Source organism: Limnohabitans lacus (genome assembly GCF_030053395.1).
GTDB classification, from domain to species: Bacteria; Pseudomonadota; Gammaproteobacteria; order Burkholderiales; family Burkholderiaceae_C; genus Limnohabitans_A; species Limnohabitans_A lacus.
On the sequence record NZ_JASGBH010000008.1, the window covers coordinates 1 to 21,105 of the forward strand.

Sequence of the window (21,105 nt, forward strand, 5' to 3'; positions counted from 1 at the left end):
TTGGGAGACGAACTGGGCCGCCAAGCGCATCCACGGCACCGAGCGCCAACAGGTGCAGGCCATGTTCGAAGCCGAGCGCCCACACCTCAAACCCTTGCCCCTGCTGGGCATGCAGTACTTCACGGTCCACCGCCGTACCAATCACCCTGTTCCAAGCCGATGCAAAGTTGTTGAGTGTGCTGGTCTTGGGTGCCCGTGCCAATCGCCTGTCCCGCCACATCTCGAATTCACGAATGTCCGTGTAGCTCAGTTCCTCCAGCCGTCGCTCTCCAAAGTACGGGACGAAATACCGTTCGATGATGCTGGCGTAGTCATTGAGGCTCGACTTGGTCTTCTTCAGGTCTATCTGGTGCCTAAGCTCGTCCAAGCAAATGGCCGCAATCTGTGCAAACGAGTGTGCTTGGTGTGCAAGTCCTAACTTCTGACGGAATCTGGACTCGTCATACAGGTCGCACGCTGCCGCAATGGCGTGTTCGAGACTGGCTTTGCCTGTTGTCTGGCGGTGCCAAGTGCCATCCGCGAGTCGGTAGCGGCATTGGTACAGCAGGCTGCGGCTGCGCCTGTAGAGCACCAAATCACCGTCGCGTAAATAGACGGTTTGTGGTTGTGTGGTGGACAGGCTTGTGAGCAGCCCCACAAACCGTCTTTGGCCACTTGGCAGGGGTTTGGACTCATTCATATGAACAAGTCCCCCAGCGTGGCACCAAAGTGGCAGAAGCGTGGCTGTCGTGTAAAACGACGCTTCGGAAAGTGAAAAACCGTTGCCCCTTTCGGAGACAACGGTTTTTGTTTGGTGGCCTGGGACGGAATCGAACCATCGACACGCGGATTTTCAATCCGCTGCTCTACCAACTGAGCTACCGGGCCGGTAAGCGGAAATTATAGCAGAGGAAAAACGGCTTTTTGAGCCGTCAGGCCAGCAAGGCATCAACCGATGCGTTTGCTGCGGGACAAGTCCACGCCCAACTGCTTGAGCTTGCGGTACAGGTGGGTGCGCTCCAAGCCGGTTTTTTCAGCCACCTTGGTCATCGAGCCGCCTTCTTGGGACAGGTGGAATTCGAAGTAGGCTTTCTCAAAAGCATCGCGCGCTTCGCGCAGAGGACGGTCCAGGTCGAAGGTTTGCTCCACCACCGGGGCCTGCACTTCTTCGTGAACCATGGCGGGCATGGACAGCGCGGTTTGCGGCAAGCCCGCACTGGTTGCAGCAGCTTTGGAAGGTTCACGCGCCAAGCCTTGCTCCACTGCTTTGAGCAGCTTTTGCAAGGTGATGGGTTTTTCCAAAAAGGCTTGGGCACCGATCTTGACCGCGTCCACCGCGGTGTCGATGGTCGCGTGACCACTCATCATGATCACGGGCATGTTGAGCTGACCATTGGAGGCCCACTCCTTGAGCAAGCTCACGCCATCGGTATCGGGCATCCAGATGTCGAGCAAGACCAAGTCTGGGCGCATGTTTTGGCGCGCTGCGCGGGCCTGGGCGGCGTTTTCGGCAAGCTCCACCTGGTGCCCCTCATCAAAGAGGATTTCCGAGAGCAGGTCACGTATGCCCAGCTCGTCATCCACCACCAAAATATTTGCCATATTGCCTGTCTTGTCTCAGTTCATGCCGAGGGCAGATGGTGCCCTGCGGTTTTTGTGTCCAGTGCGAATGATAGCGAGACTTGAGCGCCTTGTTTTTCACCGTCATGCAAGACGTTGCTCAATTCGATTTTGGCTTTGTGTTCGTCCACGATTTTCTTGACCACCGCCAGCCCCAGGCCTGTGCCTTTGGACTTGGTGGTGACGTAGGGCTCGAAGGCGCGTTGCAAGATGTTGGGCTCAAAGCCGGGGCCGCTGTCGGTCACGGTCATGCGCACGCGTGAACGCGCAGCATTCCACTCTGTGCGCACACGCACACGGCCTTGACCTTGCGCAGCACTGGGCCGCGCTTCACACGCGTCCTGCGCGTTTTGCAGCAGGTTGTGAATCACTTGGCGAAGTTGCTGCTCATCACCGGCAATGGGTGGGCAAGTCGGATCGAGCTCGGCAACCACTTGCGCGCGATGCACCTGATCGCTCGCGTCATGCGTGTACAGCACCATCATGTCGGTGATCAACGTGTTCAATTGCACCGGCTTCAAGTCGGCACTGGGCAGTCGGGCGTAATCGCGAAACTCGTTGACCAAGCGTTTCATCGCATCGACCTGGTCGACGATGGTTTTGACCGACTTGATCAGCAAGGCATCGTCTTGGGCATCGAGCTTGCCCATGAGTTTGCGCTCCAGCCGCTCGGCCGACAACTGGATCGGCGTCAAGGGGTTCTTGATCTCGTGGGCCAGTCTGCGGGCCACCTCGCCCCAGGCCTGCGCACGCTCGGCCGAGACGATTTCCGAGATGTCGTCAAACACCAGCAAGCGCATACCGTCGGGCAAGACCGCCCCGCGTGCCAGCAAAGTCACAGCGGTTTCACTCAAGCCCTGGCCGGTGGCATGGATCTCGAAGGATTTTTGCCAATGGTCCAGTTCGTGGGTGTCTTTGTCGGAACGCAGCAAGGCGAACTGCTCGGCCACACCTTGTGCGAATTTTTGCAAAGTGGGCAAAGACAACAACGGCAAACCTTCATGGGCAGCCACCGGCACACGCAAAATGCGCGTGGCCCCAGGGTTGGCGGAGAAGATCACGCCTTGCGCATCGAGGACCATCACGCCTGCGGTCAGGTTGTCCAAAATAGTTTGCAAATTACCGCGCGCGGCATCAAGCTGGCGCAAGCTGCGCTCGACCGCCGTGCGTGCATCGGACAGTTGTTGCGTCATGTCTGCAAAGGACCTGGTGAGCCCCCCGAGTTCGTCTTTGCCCTGAAGAGCCAGCTTGGGCGTCAGGTCACCAGCGGCCACCTGCTGCATGCCTCGCGCCAGCAGCAGCAAAGGCCTGGCCAGTTGGTTGCCCAAAAAGAAGGCCAGCAAGATCGCCCCCAGCACGGCCATGAACAGGCTCAAGGTCAAGGTACCGATGTACATGCGGCGCAGACCTTCTCGCGCCAGCGCACGTTCTTGGTATTCGCGGTTGGCGGCCTGAACTTCCAAGGCGTTGTTGACGAGGGTCGGCGGCAGGTCCAAGGTCATCTGCAACAAGCGCTGCTCTTCGTCAAAGGCCGTGCCCGAAGCGGGGACCATGACCAAGACCTTGATGCGGCCTTTGTCGCCCCCGGGGATGGACTCATCGAGGCCCTCCACCCATTCGGTGCTGCCCTTTTGCCGCGCTTCCTTGAACTGCAAGGGCGCCGGACGCTCGGGTCGGATTTGAAAGCGCGATTGCCCTGCACTGGCCAGCATCCGGCCACTGGTGCTCCAGAGCACGGCATCGCTCGCGCCGAGCTGCTCGCGGATCTTGTCAAGGGCGAGGCCCGCACTGACATCGCTGACCTCTGACAGCTGCGATGCGGCCGAGCGCGTTTGCTTGAGCATCTCTTCGCCGAGCGTATCCAGGGTGGCGCGTCCCAAATTCAGACCGGCCATGAGCGCGGCTTCAACCTTGACGTCAAACCAGCTTTCGATGGAACGCGACACGAACTGGTAAGACACGACGTAAATCAACAAGCCAGGCACCACGCCCACCAAGCCAAAAATGGCGGCCAGCTTGAGCAGCAAGCGCGAGCCAAATTGGCCCCGGCGCAAACGCATGACCAAACGCACCGCGCCCCACAAGATGGTGATCAGCAGGCCACTCGCCACAATCCCATTGACCAGCACAAGCCATTCGTAATTTTCGTTGTAGCGCTCACGGTTGCCTGTGGCCTGGGTCAACAAGACCAGCAAGCCCAAGCCTATGACGGCCATGCTCAAGGCGCCAAGCCCCCAAAGCCAGCGGCTGGTGCGCGAGTCCAGCAGTGAAGATTTGAGACTTTGCGCCGTCAAGGGGAGCATGTCAGCGCACCATGTCGGCGGTCAATCGCAGGCTGCGTGCAATGTCCAGCCGCCAATCGACCTGGTTGCCCGCAGCGATCTGGAAGGGCCGGGGCAGCTGCGACACATCCAGCCTGAATCGGTAAGCCACGTATTGGCGGGCATCGGCATCCACATCGGCCATGTCGGCCACCTTCCAGCCGGTTTGGCGTCGCACCACGTTCAGGGCATCTTGCAGGGTGTCAAAACTTTGCGACAAACTGCTGGTGGCGCCGGAATGCGCGATGGGCTCGCTGGCGACGTTCAGACGCCAGCGGCGCGTCAAAGGCTGAAAGGCCAAGCGGTAATACCTTGAGGCGGCGCCCAGCTTCTTGTCGTACCAGTACCAGCGGTCACGCATGACCTCGGCTTCGGCCACAAAGTGAACCGCCAAGCCCTTTACCAAGGCATCTTCCACTGCAGGGCCCAGCTCGAGCTTGAACTGGGCATTGAGCAGCAAGCTGCCGTCTTGGCGTTCGACTTTGAATTCGGTCAGCTCAGCCGACGTCGATTGCGCCCAAACCGGGGCGCACACCAGCAGCCAGGCGCCGAGAAGCCAGCAACCTGCGCGCCACAGGTCAAACCCGGCGCTTTTCCAACAGTGCGTAATAAAACCCGTCATGTTCACCCAGTGCATTGTCCTCGACAGGAAGGCCTTTGGGTGTTTGACCGGGGATCAAATGCCCCGGAGAGGGGTGTAATTCAGCATCAGTGTTGCGCTTTAGAAACGCCTGCACGGTTTCGTCGCCCTCGGCCTTGAACACCGAGCAGGTGCAGTACAAGAGTTTGCCGCCTGGGGCCAACAGGGGCCAGAGCGTTTTGAGCAGCTGCGCCTGGGTCTTGGCCAGCTGCGCGCTGTCGGTGAGTCGGCGCAACCAACGCACATCGGGGTGCCTGCGCACAATGCCCGAGGCGGTGCACGGGGCATCGAGCAAGATGGCGTCAAAGGCTTGACCATCCCACCAGGCTTCTGGTTGGCCAGCATCGGCGGCTTTGACCTCGGCTTGGAGGCCCAGGCGGCTCAGGTTCTGGTGGATGCGTTCGCAGCGCTGGGCATCCACATCCAGCGCCAGCACATGGGCATGGGGGCACAACTCGAGCAAATGACCGGTTTTGCCACCGGGTGCGGCGCAGGCGTCCAGGATGCGCCATGGCCTTTGCGCATCCATGCCATGCATGAGCAAACGTGCCGAAACCTGGGCTGCTGCGTCTTGCACCGAGACATGGCCTTGCGCAAAGCCAGGCAAGCGCTGCACAGGCACGGCCTGCACCAACTGCAAGCCGTCTTGCCCCACCGGTTTGGCCATCAGGCCCACGGCCTCCAACTGCGCTTGGTAGGCGGCCACGGTGTGGTGCTGGCGGTTCACTCGCAAGGTCATGGGCGCGGCTTGTTGCGCCTGTCCCAGCAAGTCTTGCCAATGTTCGGGGTGATCGGCTTTCAAGCGATCGATCCACCACTGCGGGTGGTTCCATTGCGCGACCGGGTTGGCATCGGTTTGGGCCACCAGCACTGCACGCTCACGCATGAAACGTCGCAAGCAGGCATTGATGAAGCCGCTTTGGGCTTTGGTCTGGTGTTGTTGGCGGGCCGCTTCAACGGCTTGGTTGACCAGGGTGTGCACCGGATAAGGCGCACCGACTTCATCCCAGCACAGGGCCAAAGCCGTACACAAGAGGGCATCAGCGGCGGGCGGCGGGGCCTTGGCGGCCAGCAGTTCGCGCAAGGCCGTGGCCCGCCCCAATTGGCGCAAGACCTGAAAGCTCAGGGCCTGCACGCCGGGGCGCAGTTCATGGGGCACGCGCTCCAATTGAGCGGTCAAGGATTGACCTTGGCGTGTGGCCTGCACCGCGCTGGCGGTCGCTTGCATCAAACGCCACAAGGGCGCAGAGGCCCCCTGCGTCGCCGCCGAAGAGTTGTGGGTGGAATTCATCAAAAGGTCAGTTGGAGGCCACGCTCAAATCCATGCGCAAGGCGGGCTTGAATTTCAGGCGACGCGCCAGCCAGGCGGCCGGGCGCATCTCCAGAGCCTCGTTGTAGGCGGCGACCGCCACGTGGTAAGGGATCACAGCCGCGGGCAGGGTCTGGCGCATGCGGCTCAAGGCGATGTCCAAATCGGGTTTGACCGCCTCGGAGACGATCAACAAAACGCGGCGTACTTCGGCCACCAGGAGTTGGTGCTGTTGCACGACCAGCTTTTGAGTTTCCCCCTCCAGGGGCTGCAAACGCACTTGGGTCAGGGCATCTAGCAGATCGTCGCAGACGGTTTGCAGCCCTTGCAGCGATGGGAGGTCTTCTTCGGTGGCCAAGGATTGACGGGCCGCGATGCCGCCTTGCAAACGCACCAGCAAACGCAGCCAGACGGCGTCCACGCTGCTCCATTGGCGAATGACTTCGCTGCGCAAACGCACCAAACGGTTGTGCGCGCCCACGACCCAAAACAGGACCAGCGCCACCAGCAAGCCAAAGATCAAAGCCACCATGGGTTCACCTTTTGGGGATGTCTTGAACAAAACAGCCCCTGACCGCAAGCGGTACAGGGGCTGGTCGGGATCACCGTCGATGCGGTGACCTCACGCTTTAGGCGGCTTCGCCAGCGTCTGCAGGAGCGTCTTCGACAGACTCACCGGCCAGATCAGCGGCTTCAGCATCGGCAATGGCGCGGCGCTCGGCGTCGTCCATCGCATCTTTCACCTTGCGGGCCTGGTGGTAAGCCAAACCGGTACCGGCAGGAATCAAGCGACCCACGATCACGTTTTCCTTCAGGCCACGCAGCTCGTCGCGCTTGCCCATGATGGCCGCCTCGGTCAACACGCGGGTGGTTTCCTGGAAGGAAGCAGCCGAGATGAAGGAGTCGGTCGACAAGGAAGCCTTGGTGATACCCAGCAACAAGTTGCTGTAGGTCGCAGGGATCTTGCCATCGCGTTGCAAGGCGTCGTTGGTGTTGAGCATTTCGGAGCGCTCCACCTGTTCGCCAGCGATGTAGTTGGAGTCACCCGAGTTCTCGACCACGACACGGCGCAGCATCTGACGAACAATCACTTCGATGTGCTTGTCGTTGATCTTCACGCCTTGCAAGCGGTAAACGTCTTGCACTTCGTCGACGATGTAGCGGGCCAGCTCTTCGATGCCCAAGAGGCGCAAGATGTCTTGTGGGTCGGCTGGGCCGTCCACAATGCTTTCGCCCTTGTTGACCACTTGGCCTTCGTGCACCAGGATGTTCTTCTCTTTGGGGATCAGTTCATCCCAGACCTTGCCTTCAGGGTCGGTGATCTGCAAGCGAACCTTGCCTTTGGTCTCTTTACCGAAGGACACGGTACCGGTGATCTCGGCCAGCATGCCCTTGTCTTTGGGCGAGCGGGCTTCGAACAGTTCGGCCACACGTGGCAAACCGCCGGTGATGTCTCGGGTCTTCTGACCTTCGACAGGGATACGGGCCAGCACTTCGCCTGGGCCCACGTCCATGCCGTCGCGCACTTGGATCAGCGCGCCGATCTGGAAGCCGATCGTCACCGAGTGATCGGTGCCGGGGATCTTGACTTCTTTGCCCTGGGCGTCGATCAGTTTGACCTGAGGACGGACCACTTTGGCGGCTCCGCGACGCTTGGGATCGATCACCACCAGAGTGGACAGACCGGTCACTTCGTCGACCTGCTTGGCCACGGTCAGACCTTCTTCGACGTTCTCGAATTTCACCTGACCGGCGAATTCGGTGATGATCGGGCGGGTCAATGGGTCCCAGTTGGCCAAAATAGTGCCGGCCTTGATGGTCTGATCGGCCTTGATCGACAGGATCGCGCCATAAGGCACTTTGTGACGCTCACGCTCACGGCCGTGTTCGTCGTGGATGATGATTTCGCCGGAACGGGCAATCACCACCAACTCGCCTTTGCTGTTGGTCACATAACGCATCGTGGCATTGAAGCCGATGATGCCGTTGGACTTGGCTTCCACACTGGAGGCCACAGCCGCACGCGAAGCCGCACCACCGATGTGGAAGGTACGCATGGTCAGCTGGGTGCCTGGTTCACCGATGGACTGGGCAGCGATCACACCGACGGCTTCGCCGTTGTTGACCAAACCACCACGGCCCAGATCGCGGCCATAACACTTGGCGCACAGGCCAAAGCGTGTGGCGCAAGTCAGTGCGGTGCGGACCTTGACTTCATCAACGCCAGCGGCTTCAAGTTCGTCGATCAGGTCTTCGTCCAGCATGGTGCCGGCAGCGGCCAAGACCGAGCGGTTTTCGGGGTGCAGCACGTCGTCGGCGGCGGTACGACCCAAGATGCGGTCGCGCAACGATTCGATCACTTCACCGCCTTCAACGATGGCGCGCATCAGCGAACCGTCGGAAGTGCCGCAATCGAGTTCTGTCACCACCAAGTCTTGCGTCACGTCCACCAGACGGCGGGTCAAGTAACCCGAGTTGGCGGTCTTCAAAGCCGTGTCGGCCAGGCCTTTACGTGCACCGTGTGTCGAGATGAAGTACTGCAACACGTTCAGACCTTCACGGAAGTTCGCCGTGATGGGGGTCTCAATGATCGAGCCGTCAGGCTTGGCCATCAGGCCACGCATACCGGCCAGCTGGCGAATCTGCGCTGCAGAACCGCGGGCACCGGAGTCGGCCATCATGTAGATCGAGTTGAAGGACTCCTGCTCGACTTCCTTGCCGTGGCGGTCGATGGTCTTTTCCTTGCGCAACTGGTCCATCATCACCTTGGACACGGCGTCTCCAGCCTTGCCCCAGATGTCCACCACCTTGTTGTAGCGCTCGCCAGCGGTCACCAGACCCGAGACATATTGCTGCTCGATGTCTTTGACTTCTTTCTCAGCGGCTTCAATGATGCCGGGCTTTTCAGGCGGCACCAGCATGTCGTCGATGCCGATCGAGATGCCCGCACGTGTGGCCAGACGGAAGCCGTTTTGCAACAGCTTGTCGGCGAACACCACGGTCTCTTTCAAACCGCACTTGCGGAAAGAAGTGTTGATCAGCTTGGAGATCTCTTTCTTCTTCAGCGCCTTGTTCAGGTTGCTGAAGGGCAAGCCCTTGGGCAAGATCTCGGACAGCAAGGCACGGCCCACGGTGGTGTCCACCATCGACACCGAAGACTCGAACTCGCCAGTGGCTTTGTTCTTGGTCCACTCGGTCATGCGCACGGTGACCTTGGCGGTCAGGTCCACAGCACCGGCGTCCAAAGCGCGCTGCACTTCGCCGATGTCGGCAAAGATCAGGCCTTCGCCCTTGGCATTGATGCGGTCGCGGGTCGTGTAATACAGACCCAGCACCACGTCTTGCGAAGGCACGATGGAAGGTTCGCCAGACGCAGGGAACAAGATGTTGTTCGAAGCCAGCATCAATGTGCGAGCTTCCATCTGCGCTTCCACCGACAGCGGAACGTGAACGGCCATTTGGTCACCGTCGAAGTCGGCGTTGAAAGCCGCGCAAACGAGGGGGTGCAACTGGATGGCTTTGCCTTCGATGAGCAGGGGCTCAAAGGCCTGGATGCCCAAACGGTGCAGCGTTGGCGCACGGTTGAGCATGACGGGGTGCTCTTTGATGACCTCTTCCAAGATGTCCCAAACCACCGGTGTACCGGCTTCGACTTCTTTCTTCGCGGCCTTGATGGTGGTCGCGATGCCCATGGCTTCGAGACGCGCAAAGATGAAGGGCTTGAACAACTCGATGGCCATCAACTTGGGCAAGCCGCACTGGTGCAGCTTCAGGGTTGGGCCCACGGTAATCACTGAACGACCGGAGTAGTCGACGCGCTTACCCAGCAAGTTCTGACGGAAACGTCCGCTCTTGCCTTTGATCATGTCGGCCAAAGACTTCAAGGCACGCTTGTTGGCGCCGGTCATGGCCTTGCCGCGACGGCCGTTGTCCAGCAAGCTGTCCACGGCTTCTTGCAACATGCGCTTTTCGTTGCGGGCAATGATTTCGGGCGCTTTCAATTCCAGCAAACGGCGCAGACGGCTGTTGCGGTTGATCACGCGGCGGTACAGGTCGTTCAGGTCGGAGGTCGCGAAGCGGCCACCGTCCAGTGGCACCAAAGGACGCAGGTCCGGTGGCAACACGGGCAGCACTTCCAGCACCATCCACTCGGGCTTGATGCCGGACTTCTTGAACGCTTCCAGCACTTTCAGGCGCTTCGCGTTTTTCTTGACCTTGAGCTCGGAGCCCGTCAGGTCGCCGCGCAGACGTTCGATCTCGCTTTCGATGTCGATGCCTTGCAACAATTCCTTGATGCCTTCGGCGCCCATCTTGGCTTGGAATTCGTCGCCGTATTCCTTGACTTTGGCGTCGTAGTCGTCCTCAGACATGATGCTGAATTTCTTCAGCGGGGTCATGCCTGGATCGGTGACCACATAGGCTTCAAAGTACAACACGCGCTCGATGTCGCGCAGCGTCATGTCGAGCACCAGGCCCAAACGCGATGGCAGCGACTTCAAGAACCAGATGTGGGCGCAAGGCGCGGCCAGGTCGATGTGACCCATGCGTTCGCGACGCACTTTGGTTTGCGTGACTTCAACGCCGCACTTCTCGCAGATCACGCCGCGGTGCTTGAGGCGCTTGTACTTGCCGCACAAGCATTCGTAGTCTTTGATGGGGCCAAAAATCTTGGCGCAAAACAGACCATCGCGCTCGGGCTTGAAGGTGCGGTAGTTGATGGTTTCAGGCTTTTTCACTTCGCCGAAAGACCAAGAACGGATCTTCTCGGGCGAGGCCAGACCGATGCGGATGGCATCGAAATGCTCATCGGGCGTGAACTGCTTGAACAGGTCGAGTAGTGATTTCATGGTTTGAATCCTTTGCCTGTGAATTAAGAACGCTCGAGCTCAATGTCAAGACCCAGCGAACGGATTTCCTTGACCAGCACGTTGAACGATTCGGGCATGCCCGCCTCGATGGAGTGTTCACCTTTGACGATGTTTTCGTAGACCTTGGTACGGCCTTGCACGTCGTCGGACTTGACGGTGAGCATCTCTTGCAGGACGTAGGAGGCGCCATACGCTTCCAGCGCCCACACTTCCATCTCACCGAAACGCTGACCACCGAACTGCGCTTTACCACCCAGCGGCTGCTGTGTGACCAAGCTGTAAGGACCGGTCGAACGGGCGTGCATCTTGTCGTCCACCAAGTGGTGCAGCTTCAAGTAGTGCATGTAGCCGATGGTGGTTGGACGGTCAAAGGCGTCGCCTGTGCGGCCGTCAAACAAGTTGGCTTGTGTGCGTGTGGCGGTCAGACCCTTGGCCTTGGCCAAGTCTTCTGGGTAAGCCAGTTGCAGCATCGCGCGGATTTCTTCTTCGGCAGCACCGTCGAAGACGGGCGAAGCGAAGGGGAAACCTTCTTTGAGGTTCTCGGCCATGGCCAAGACTTCGTCGTCGGTCAGTTGCGACAGGTCTTCCTTGCGGCCCAGACTGTTGTACAGCTGATCGAACAGCTTGCGCAGCTCAGCGATCTTTTCCAGACGCTGGGTTTCGGCCTGCAGCATGTTGCCGATGCGGTGACCGATGCCTTTGCCGGCCCAGCCCAAGTGAACTTCAAGCACCTGACCCACGTTCATGCGCGATGGCACGCCCAGGGGGTTCAACACGATGTCCGCGGGGGTACCGTCGGCCATGTAAGGCATGTCTTCGACGGGGACGATCTTGGAGACCACACCCTTGTTGCCGTGACGACCGGCCATCTTGTCACCGGGCTGCAAGCGGCGCTTGACGGCCAGGTAGACCTTGACCATCTTGAGCACGCCCGCTGGCAATTCGTCGCCTTGGGTGAGTTTCTTGCGCTTTTCTTCAAAGGACAGGTCGAAGCTGTGACGTGTTTGCTCCAACGAGTTCTTGATGGACTCGAGCTGACCGGCCACTTCGTCTTCGGCGGGGCGGATGTCGAACCAGTGGAACTTGTCCACGGACTCGAGGTAGGCCTTGTCGATCTTGGTCCCTTTGGCCAGTTTCTGAGGACCGCCATTGGCCACGCGACCAATCAGCAGTTTTTCGATACGGTCAAACGCGTCGGCTTCCACAATGCGCAGCTGGTCGTTCAGGTCCAGACGGAAGCGCTTGAGCTCGTCGTCAATGATCTGTTGGGCACGCTTGTCGCGCACGATGCCTTCACGGGTGAAGACCTGCACGTCGATCACAGTGCCTTGCGAGCCTTGGTCCACGCGCAGCGAGGTGTCTTTCACGTCCGAAGCCTTCTCGCCGAAGATGGCGCGCAGCAGCTTCTCTTCGGGTGTGAGCGTGGTCTCGCCTTTGGGGGTGACCTTGCCGACCAGCACGTCGCCGGGTTGCACTTCGGCACCCACGTAGATGATGCCGGAGTCGTCCAGTCGACCGAGTTGTTGCTCGGACAGGTTGGGGATATCGCGCGAAATTTCTTCGGCGCCCAACTTGGTGTCACGGGCCATGACCACGAGTTCTTCGATGTGGATCGAGGTGTAGCGGTCTTCGGCCACCACGCGCTCAGAGATCAAGATCGAATCTTCGAAGTTGTAGCCGTTCCAGGGCATGAAGGCGATCAGCATGTTCTGACCGATGGCGATTTCGCCCAGGTCGGTCGAGGCGCCGTCGGCGATCACATCACCCTTGGCCAGCTTGTCGCCACGCTTGACGATGGGGCGCTGGTGGATGTTGGTGTTTTGGTTGGAACGTTGGTATTTGATCAGGTTGTAGATGTCCACACCGACTTCACCGGCCACGGCTTCCGCGTCGTTCACGCGGATGACGATGCGGGTGGCGTCCACATAGTCCACCACACCACCACGGGTGGCGGTGACCACGGTGCCGGAGTCGACCGCGGCGACGCGCTCGATGCCAGTACCGACCATGGGCTTTTCTGGGCGCAACACGGGCACCGCTTGACGCGACATGTTCGCACCCATCAAGGCGCGGTTCGCATCGTCGTGCTCGAGGAAAGGCACCAAAGAGGCCGCGACCGACACGATCTGTGCAGGTGACACGTCCATGTATTGGATGCGCTCGGCGCCGCACAGGATGGATTCGCCTTTTTCACGCGCGGAGACCAGGTCACCGGTCAGCTTGCCTTCTTTGTCCAAAGCAGCGTTGGCCTGAGCGATGACGTATTTGCCTTCTTCGATGGCCGACAGGTAGTCGATGTCCATCGTGACTTTGCCATCGATCACACGGCGGTACGGGGTTTCGATGAAACCGTACTCGTTGAGGCGGGCGTACAAAGCCAAAGAGTTGATCAGACCAATGTTCGGGCCTTCAGGCGTTTCGATGGGGCAGACGCGACCGTAGTGGGTCACGTGCACGTCACGCACTTCAAAGCCGGCACGCTCGCGGGTCAAACCACCTGGGCCAAGAGCCGACACGCGGCGCTTGTGGGTGATCTCGGCCAGAGGGTTGGTCTGGTCCATGAACTGCGACAACTGCGAAGCACCAAAGAACTCTTTCAACGCCGCCGAGATCGGCTTGGAGTTGATCAGGTCGTGCGGCATCAAAGGCTCTTGCTCGGCTTGGCCCAGACGCTCTTTCACAGCTTTTTCGATACGTGCCAGACCGGTACGGTACTGGTTTTCGGCCAATTCGCCCACGCAACGCACGCGGCGGTTGCCCAAGTGGTCGATGTCGTCGACTTCGCCATTGCCGTTGCGCAGATCCACCAAGATCTTGACCACGGCCAAGATGTCTTCGTTGGTCAACACCATGGGGCCTGTGGACTCGCCACAGCCCACACGGGCGTTGAACTTCATACGGCCCACGCGCGACAGGTCGTAAGTGTCGGGGTTGTAGAACAGGCGCTGGAACAAAGCCTGCACAGCGTCTTCTGTCGGTGGCTCGCCAGGGCGCATCATGCGGTAGATGGCCACGCGTGCAGCGAACTCATCCACGGTTTCATCGATGCGCAGGGTTTGCGAGATGTACGCGCCTTGGTCCAGTTCGTTGGTGTAGATGCACTGAACGTCTTGGATGCCCGATGTGCGCAGCTTTTTCAGGAGGGCTTCGGTGACTTCTTCGTTGGCCTTGGCGATGATTTCACCCGTGTCGCCATCAACGATGGCTTTGGCGATCACGCGACCGATGAGGAAGTCTTCAGGGACGCTGATGTGCGTGGTGCCCGATTGCTCGAGCTCACGCGTGTGGCGCACGGTGATGCGCTTGTCTTTGGCCACCACCACTTTGCCGGACTTGTCGGTGATGTCAAAACGGGCGACTTCACCACGCAGACGCTCGGCCACAAATTCCATTTGCGCGCCGCTGTCCATCAGGCGGAAGTTGTCGTTGACGAAGAAGTTCGCCAGGATCGATTCTGGGTTCAGGCCAATGGCCTTGAGCAGGATCGAAACAGGCATCTTGCGACGGCGGTCAACGCGGAAATACAAGATGTCTTTCGGGTCGAATTCAAAGTCGAGCCAAGAGCCGCGGTAAGGGATGATGCGGGCCGAGAACAGCAATTTGCCCGAGCTGTGGGTCTTGCCCTTGTCGTGTTCGAAGAACACGCCAGGCGAACGGTGCAACTGAGACACGATCACGCGCTCGGTACCGTTGATGATGAAGGAGCCTTTGTCGGTCATCAAAGGCACTTCGCCCATGTAGACCTCTTGCTCTTTGACTTCCTTGACCACTTTGGACTGCGAGGTCGAAGACTCGCGGTCGTAAATAATGAGTTGAACGCGGGCACGCACTGCGGACGAGAACGTCAGACCACGGGTCTGGCATTCGCGCACGTCAAAGGCAGGCTTGGCCAGGTTGTACTCAACAAACTTCATCTCCACAAAGCCGTTGTGCGAGACGATGGGGAATGCAGACTCAAACGCGGCTTGCAAACCCTCGTGTGTGCGTTTGGATGAGACAACACCCGCTTGCAGGAAAGACGTGTAAGCGTCTTTTTGCATTTGCAGCAGGTAAGGAACTTCGAGCACGCTCTCGCGGCTGCCGAAACTTTTGCGAATTCGCTTGCGTTCGGTATAGGAATAGGACATGAGATCTCCGGGCTTGATCTTTCAGGACTGGGTGCCAAGAGTGCTTTTGGCACTCTCAACGGGCTTGGCGGCTGGCCTCTACCAGCGTTGGCGGACGATTGCGCATTGCACGCAACCCGAACCAAGGGTCTTCTGCAGTCGGGTCAGAAGACACTGAAAAACAGCCCCAAACAAGCTGCTTTTCGGTGCGCTCTTCAAGCACCAAAGGCTGGAGGCCCTTGCGGACACTCCAGCCTTGGAACGAGACCGAATTACTTGAGTTCGGCCTTGGCGCCAGCTTCTTCCAGCTTTTTCTTAGCGGCTTCAGCGTCAGCTTTTGGCAGGCCTTCTTTGACGGCCTTAGGAGCGCCGTCCACCAGGTCTTTGGCTTCTTTCAAGCCCAGACCGGTGATTTCGCGCACAGCTTTAATCACGGACACTTTGTTGGCGCCAGCTTCGACCAGAACGACGTTGAAGTCGGTCTTCTCTTCAGCAGCAGCACCACCAGCAGCAGCGCCGCCAGCAGCAGGAGCGGCCATAGCAGCAGCGCTCACACCAAATTTCTCTTCGATGGCTTTCACCAGGTCGTTGAGTTCCATGACCGTCATGCTGTCCAGCGCGGTCAAAAATGCGTCTTTATCGAATGCCATTTTTATTTCCTAACAATTGGTTAAAACACGAACGCTGGCCTTAAGCGGCAACAGCTTCGCCTTCGCCTTTTTTGGCCGCCAAAGCGCCCAACACCACTGCGGTGCGAGACATCGGCGACATCAACAAGCCACACAACTGAGCCAACAACACTTCTTTCGAAGGGATGCTTGCCAATTGCTTAACGCCGTTCACGTCCAAAGCTTTGCCTGCAAATGCGCCTGCACGAATGACCAACTTGTCGTTGGTTTTCGCGAAGTCAGCCACCACTTTCGCGGCGGCAACTGCATCTTCAGAGAAGCCGTAGATCAGCGGACCGGTCATCTGGTCGGCGACAACTTCAAACTGGCTTCCAGCCACAGCACGGCGAGCCAAGGTGTTTTTCAACACGCTCAGCGAAACGCCTTGGCTGCGGGCTTTGACGCGCAGGTTGGTCATGTCAGCGACCGTGATACCACGGTATTCCGCAATCACCAGCGTTTGAGCTTTAGCGGCGAGGTCGGTCACTTCGGTGATGACCGCTTCTTTCTCACTGCGATTCAGACTCAAGGTCTACTCCTTTATATGTGTCTTCGGGTTGCCCCTTGTACACGCCTATTTGCAGCGACCAACTGTTTTGGATTGATATCCATCTGCAGCGGGATCGCCATCTGCGTTGGCCCAAACCTTCAGCGCGGGCTGTCGGTTTGTTGATTAAGCACAGCGGTGTGTGCACCAACGGTCTTGGATGGCCTGCTGACCCTTTGCAAGATCAGCAGCCCACCACATTGAGCAGGCCTTTCGGACCGCTCAAATTTTTTTACCGCAATCAAGCTGCGATGGATTGTGTGTCGACGCGAACGCCCACACCCATGGTCGAGGACACAGCGACTTTGCGCAGGTAAACACCCTTGCTGGTGGCCGGCTTGGCTTTCACCAAAGCTTCGATCAATGCAGCCAAGTTGCCTTGCAACTTGTCAGAGTCGAACGAACGACGACCGATGGTGCCGTGCACGATACCGGCTTTGTCCACGCGGAACTGCACTTGACCAGCTTTCGCGTTCTTCACAGCGGTGGCCACATCAGGCGTCACGGTACCGACTTTGGGGTTAGGCATCAGGCCACGTGGGCCCAAGATCTGACCCAAAGTACCCACAACGCGCATGGCGTCAGGGGCAGCGATCACCACGTCGAAAGGCATGTCACCGGCCTTGACCATCGCGGCCAGGTCGTCCATACCCACCACGTCAGCACCAGCGGCTTTGGCTTCTTCAGCCTTGGCGCCTTGTGCGAAAACGGCCACGCGAGCGGTTTTGCCAGTGCCGTTTGGCAAGACAACAGCACCACGAACCACTTGGTCAGATTTCTTGGCATCGATACCGAGTTGCACAGCCACGTCGATGGACTCATCGAACTTGGCGGTGGCAGCTTCTTTGACGATGACCAAAGCGTCAGCCAGGGCGTACAGCTTGTTGCTGTCGACTTTGCCGGCCAGGGCTTTTTGTTTTTTGGTGAGCTTGGACATTTACACGCCCTCCACATTCACGCCCATGGAACGGGCAGTACCAGCGATGGTGCGAACAGCTGCGTCCAAATCGGCCGCTGTCAGATCTTTCATCTTGGTCTTGGCGATTTCTTCCAGCTGAGCGCGGGTGATCTTGCCGACCTTTTCCAGACCTGGCTTGGTCGAAGCCTTGTCGATCTTGATGGACTTCTTGATCAAGGTCGCAGCAGGTGGCGTCTTGATGATGAAGGTGAAGGACTTGTCTGCAAAAGCAGTGATGACCACTGGCAATGGCAGACCGGGCTCAACGCCTTGGGTCTGGGCGTTGAACGCCTTGCAGAATTCCATGATGTTCAAACCACGTTGACCCAATGCTGGGCCAATAGGTGGCGATGGATTGGCTTTACCAGCTGGAACTTGCAGCTTGATGAAGCCGACGATTTTCTTCGCCATGCTTTTCTCCTTGCGGGTGATAACGCCCTGTCCTTTCGGACCTCGAGCTTCCCGGGGTTAACGACTCACTTGCAATGTCTGGCGCCGAGTCGGGAAGCGCCAAACAGAAAATTTGAAGACCGATCAGGTCTTTTCGACTTGGCTGAACTCCAACTCGACGGGTGTTGCGCGACCGAAAATGGTCACCGACACGCGCATCTTGTTGCGCTCGTAGTTGACTTCTTCAACGGTGCCATTGAAGTCGGTGAATGGACCTTCCTTGACGCGGATGTATTCACCCACCTCAAACTCGACCTTGTGACGCGGCTTGTCTGTGCCCTCTTGCATCTGACTCACGATTTTCGCGACGTCAGACTCAGAAATAGGTGCAGGACGGTTTTTGGCGCCACCCACAAAGCCTGTGACTTTGTTGGTGTGCTTGACCAGGTGCCAAGTTTCGTCATCCATCACCATTTCCACCAGCACATAGCCAGGGAAGAACTTGCGTTCTGTGGTGCGCTTTTGACCATTCTTGACTTCCACCACTTCTTCGGTGGGCACCAAGATGCGGCCAAATTTGGACTCCATTCCCGAGCGCGCGATGCGCTCGATGATGTTGCGCTCGACAGCCTTCTCCATGCCGGAGTAGGCATGAACCACATACCACTTCAGGTCAGGATTGGTGGACGAACCCGCCATGGGCGCGTTGACTACAGCATCGTTCATTATTTTTTCCACCCAAGAATCAGATCGTAAAAAACCCATTCCAGAGTTTTGTCGGTGAGCCATAAGAACACGGCCATCACCACCACAAAGCCAAACACATAAGCAGTGATTTGCATCGCTTCTTTGCGCTCAGGCCAAACCACCTTCTTGACTTCACGAACCGCATCGCGGCCAAAAGCCAGGAGCTGACGCCCCGTCTCGGAAGTGAAAAACACTGCCACAGCAGCCGCCAAGCCCACCAGCAGGCCAGCCCACTGAACCAGACTGCCTTGCGCGCTCAGCATGGAAAAAGCCACCAACGCAGCAATCACCAATGCACCCGCCACAGCCAAGCGCATTTTGTCGCCAGAGGCGCTCACAGTTTGTACTTCAGACGTTGCCATACGGCTTGGAAACCTTTTTTGCACCTCGAAAATCAAGGCGCTTATCAGACAAGGAAGCCCGCTAGAGTCTAGCGGGCTTGAAAATCCACCTTTTCAGGTGGCAGGGGCAGTAGGAATCGAACCTACAACCTTCGGTTTTGGAGACCGACGCTCTGCCAATTGAGCTATACCCCTACGAAAACCTCTTAAGCGATGATCTTGGCAACCACGCCAGCGCCGACGGTACGGCCGCCTTCGCGGATAGCGAAACGCAGACCTTCTTCCATGGCGATGGGGTTGATCAACTTCACAGTGATCGACACGTTGTCGCCAGGCATCACCATCTCTTTGCCTTCTGGCAATTCGATCGCGCCGGTCACGTCAGTCGTACGGAAGTAGAACTGAGGGCGGTAGTTGTTGAAGAAAGGCGTGTGACGGCCACCTTCGTCTTTGGACAAGACATAGATCTCGCCCGTGAAGTGGGTGTGGGGCTTGATCGAGCCGGGCTTGCACAGCACTTGGCCGCGCTCGACGTCTTCGCGCTTGGTGCCGCGCAACAAGATACCGACGTTGTCGCCAGCTTGACCTTGGTCCAGCAGCTTGCGGAACATCTCAACGCCTGTGCAAGTGGTCTTGACGGTGTCTTTGATACCCACGATTTCGATTTCTTCGCCGACTTTGACGATACCGCGCTCGATACGGCCAGTCACCACAGTGCCGCGACCAGAGATCGAGAACACGTCTTCCACGGGCATCAAGAATGCGCCGTCCACTGCGCGGTCAGGCGTAGGGATGTATGTGTCCAAAGCTTCGGCCAACTTGAAGATGGCTTGCTCGCCCAGAGGACCTTTGTCGCCTTCCAGAGCCAGCTTGGCGGAACCTTGCACGATGGGGGTGTCGTCGCCTGGGAAGTCGTACTTGGACAACAACTCGCGAACTTCCATCTCGACCAGTTCCAACAACTCAGCGTCGTCAACCATGTCGCACTTGTTCAGGAACACGATGATGTAAGGCACGCCCACTTGACGGGCCAACAAGATGTGCTCGCGGGTCTGAGGCATAGGGCCGTCAGCAGCGGAGCAAACCAAAATAGCGCCATCCATCTGAGCAGCGCCAGTGATCATGTTCTTCACATAGTCAGCGTGGCCAGGGCAGTCCACGTGAGCGTAGTGACGGTTTTCTGTTTCGTACTCAACGTGAGCGGTGTTGATCGTGATACCACGAGCTTTTTCTTCGGGCGCTGCGTCGATCTGGTCGTACGCTTTGGCAGCACCGCCGAACTTGGCAGCCAACACGGTGGTGATGGCAGCAGTCAGTGTGGTCTTGCCGTGGTCAACGTGACCGATGGTGCCAACGTTGACGTGCGGTTTGGTCCGCTCAAATTTCTCTTTTGCCATTTTTTCAACTCCGAAAAGTAATGATCAACAACCAAGACAGAGGGGCGCACAACTTGCGTTGAACGCCCCATAACTGGTGCCCTTGGCGGGAATCGGACCCGCGACCTCTCCCTTACCAAGGGAGTGCTCTACCACTGAGCCACAAGGGCGAAAATCTTGACCAACCCTGCCGAATGACTGGAGCGGGAAACGGGAATCGAACCCGTGTCATTAGCTTGGAAGGCTAAGGTTCTACCATTGAACTACTCCCGCACTGATTGCGTCGCATGAGTGGCTGCAACGCCAATGCTTGGAAACCATTTCCAAATGCTCTACTTGTCAACCGACATAAGCCAGTTTGCTGGTGGAGGAGACTGGATTCGAACCAGTGTAGGCGTAAGCCAACAGATTTACAGTCTGCCCCCTTTAGCCACTCGGGCACCCCTCCAGAAGCGAGTCTTAGATTATGCCATCATTTCTTTGACTCCCGCAAGATCGCTGAAAAGTTTTTACCACGCGATCGTTTTTCTGGCGTGACGTCGCAAAAAATCATTGGCCTCCGCGAAATGACCACACCCCAAAAAAGGTGCGGGGGGGCGCATCGCCGACAAAGGCGAGGGGTGATTGGCCTCCAGGACCAAATGCCGGTCTGAGCCGGCCGAAGCCTGAATCAAACCCTTTTTGGCTTGTGCATGCGCACCCCAGAGCATGAAAACCACCGGTTGCTGGCCTTGCGCCACTGCGGCGACCAAAGCATCGGTCAAGCCCTCCCAGCCCCAACGGGCATGGCTGGCGGGCTGCCCTTGCTCGACCGTCAAACAGGTATTGAGGAGCAAAACACCCTGCTTGGCCCACGAATGCAATGAGCCATGATTGGACGGTGGTCGCCCCAAGCTGGCTTGCAATTCTTTGAAGATGTTGCGCAGGCTGGGGGGGATGCGCACCCCCTCAGGCACCGAAAAGGACAGGCCTTCGGCTTGACCAGGCCCGTGGTACGGGTCTTGCCCCAAGATCACCACCCGGACATCGTGCAGGGGCGTCAAAGCCAAGGCGCGAAAAGGATCAGGCGGATAAACCACCGCATCGGCTTGTATCGCTTGAGCCAACCGAGTGCTCAAAGCCTGCCCCTGCTCGCTGGACAAAAAGGTTTGAACCAAGTCCCGCCACCCAGGGTCCAAACGCGACAAGTTTGGCGGCCAAACGGTCAAACGCCCAGTGGCCCCATCGTCAAACAG

15 protein-coding genes, 5 tRNA genes and 1 pseudogene are annotated in these 21,105 nt (G+C 58.3%); all 21 read right to left on the reverse strand.

What is annotated here, in order from left to right:
- Positions 1-679, reverse strand: a pseudogene (locus QLQ16_RS11050) (hypothetical protein); the annotation flags it as partial.
- A gap of 112 nt (positions 680-791) precedes the next feature.
- Positions 792-867: transfer RNA gene (locus QLQ16_RS11055), tRNA-Phe, on the reverse strand.
- Positions 868-927: 60 nt separating this feature from the next.
- Positions 928-1,581, reverse strand: a complete 654-nt coding sequence (locus QLQ16_RS11060) for a response regulator (RefSeq protein ID WP_283224754.1) — start codon at positions 1,579-1,581, stop codon at positions 928-930.
- 20 nt (positions 1,582-1,601) lie between these two features.
- Positions 1,602-3,902 (reverse strand): sensor histidine kinase, encoded by a 2,301-nt coding sequence (locus tag QLQ16_RS11065; RefSeq protein ID WP_283224755.1) that lies wholly within the window; start codon positions 3,900-3,902, stop codon positions 1,602-1,604.
- 1 nt (position 3,903) lies between these two features.
- Positions 3,904-4,542 carry a DUF4390 domain-containing protein gene (locus QLQ16_RS11070; RefSeq protein WP_283224756.1) on the reverse strand — a complete coding sequence of 213 codons (639 nt, stop codon included), beginning with the start codon at positions 4,540-4,542 and terminating at the stop codon, positions 3,904-3,906.
- Entirely contained in the window at positions 4,499-5,851 is a 1,353-nt protein-coding gene (gene rsmB, locus QLQ16_RS11075) for a 16S rRNA (cytosine(967)-C(5))-methyltransferase RsmB (protein WP_283224757.1), read from the reverse strand. Before rsmB ends, QLQ16_RS11070 begins: the two co-directional genes overlap by 44 nt.
- Positions 5,852-5,858: 7 nt before the next feature.
- Entirely contained in the window at positions 5,859-6,401 is a 543-nt protein-coding gene (locus QLQ16_RS11080; protein WP_283224758.1) for a LemA family protein, read from the reverse strand.
- Positions 6,402-6,498: 97 nt separating this feature from the next.
- Positions 6,499-10,716 (reverse strand): DNA-directed RNA polymerase subunit beta', encoded by a 4,218-nt coding sequence (gene rpoC, locus QLQ16_RS11085; protein WP_283224759.1) that lies wholly within the window; start codon positions 10,714-10,716, stop codon positions 6,499-6,501.
- 23 nt (positions 10,717-10,739) lie between these two features.
- Positions 10,740-14,864 carry a DNA-directed RNA polymerase subunit beta gene (rpoB, locus tag QLQ16_RS11090; protein WP_283224760.1) on the reverse strand — a complete coding sequence of 1,375 codons (4,125 nt, stop codon included), beginning with the start codon at positions 14,862-14,864 and terminating at the stop codon, positions 10,740-10,742.
- A 251-nt stretch (positions 14,865-15,115) separates the two neighbouring features.
- A complete protein-coding gene (rplL, locus tag QLQ16_RS11095; protein ID WP_283224761.1) occupies positions 15,116-15,493 on the reverse strand; it encodes a 50S ribosomal protein L7/L12 in 378 nt (125 codons plus the stop codon).
- A gap of 40 nt (positions 15,494-15,533) precedes the next feature.
- On the reverse strand, positions 15,534-16,040 hold the full coding sequence (rplJ, locus tag QLQ16_RS11100) for a 50S ribosomal protein L10 (protein WP_283224762.1): 507 nt from the start codon (positions 16,038-16,040) through the stop codon (positions 15,534-15,536).
- A gap of 259 nt (positions 16,041-16,299) precedes the next feature.
- Positions 16,300-16,995, reverse strand: a complete 696-nt coding sequence (rplA, locus tag QLQ16_RS11105) for a 50S ribosomal protein L1 (RefSeq protein WP_283224763.1) — start codon at positions 16,993-16,995, stop codon at positions 16,300-16,302.
- A complete protein-coding gene (gene rplK / locus QLQ16_RS11110; protein ID WP_062407242.1) occupies positions 16,996-17,427 on the reverse strand; it encodes a 50S ribosomal protein L11 in 432 nt (143 codons plus the stop codon).
- Between the two features lie 123 nt (positions 17,428-17,550).
- Positions 17,551-18,132 (reverse strand): transcription termination/antitermination protein NusG, encoded by a 582-nt coding sequence (gene nusG / locus QLQ16_RS11115; RefSeq protein WP_283224764.1) that lies wholly within the window; start codon positions 18,130-18,132, stop codon positions 17,551-17,553.
- Positions 18,132-18,515 (reverse strand): preprotein translocase subunit SecE, encoded by a 384-nt coding sequence (gene secE / locus QLQ16_RS11120; RefSeq protein ID WP_283224765.1) that lies wholly within the window; start codon positions 18,513-18,515, stop codon positions 18,132-18,134. Before secE ends, nusG begins: the two co-directional genes overlap by 1 nt.
- A 98-nt stretch (positions 18,516-18,613) precedes the next feature.
- A tRNA-Trp gene (locus QLQ16_RS11125) sits at positions 18,614-18,689 on the reverse strand.
- An 11-nt stretch (positions 18,690-18,700) separates the two neighbouring features.
- Positions 18,701-19,891: an elongation factor Tu gene (gene tuf / locus QLQ16_RS11130; RefSeq protein ID WP_283224766.1), complete on the reverse strand. Its 1,191-nt coding sequence runs from the start codon at positions 19,889-19,891 to the stop codon at positions 18,701-18,703.
- A 74-nt stretch (positions 19,892-19,965) separates the two neighbouring features.
- A tRNA-Thr gene (locus QLQ16_RS11135) sits at positions 19,966-20,040 on the reverse strand.
- Between the two features lie 29 nt (positions 20,041-20,069).
- Positions 20,070-20,143 (reverse strand) — tRNA-Gly (locus tag QLQ16_RS11140).
- An 89-nt stretch (positions 20,144-20,232) separates the two neighbouring features.
- Positions 20,233-20,318 (reverse strand) — tRNA-Tyr (locus QLQ16_RS11145).
- Between the two features lie 61 nt (positions 20,319-20,379).
- Positions 20,380-21,105, reverse strand: coding sequence for a uracil-DNA glycosylase (locus tag QLQ16_RS11150; protein ID WP_431310412.1), 726 nt, complete (start codon positions 21,103-21,105; stop codon positions 20,380-20,382).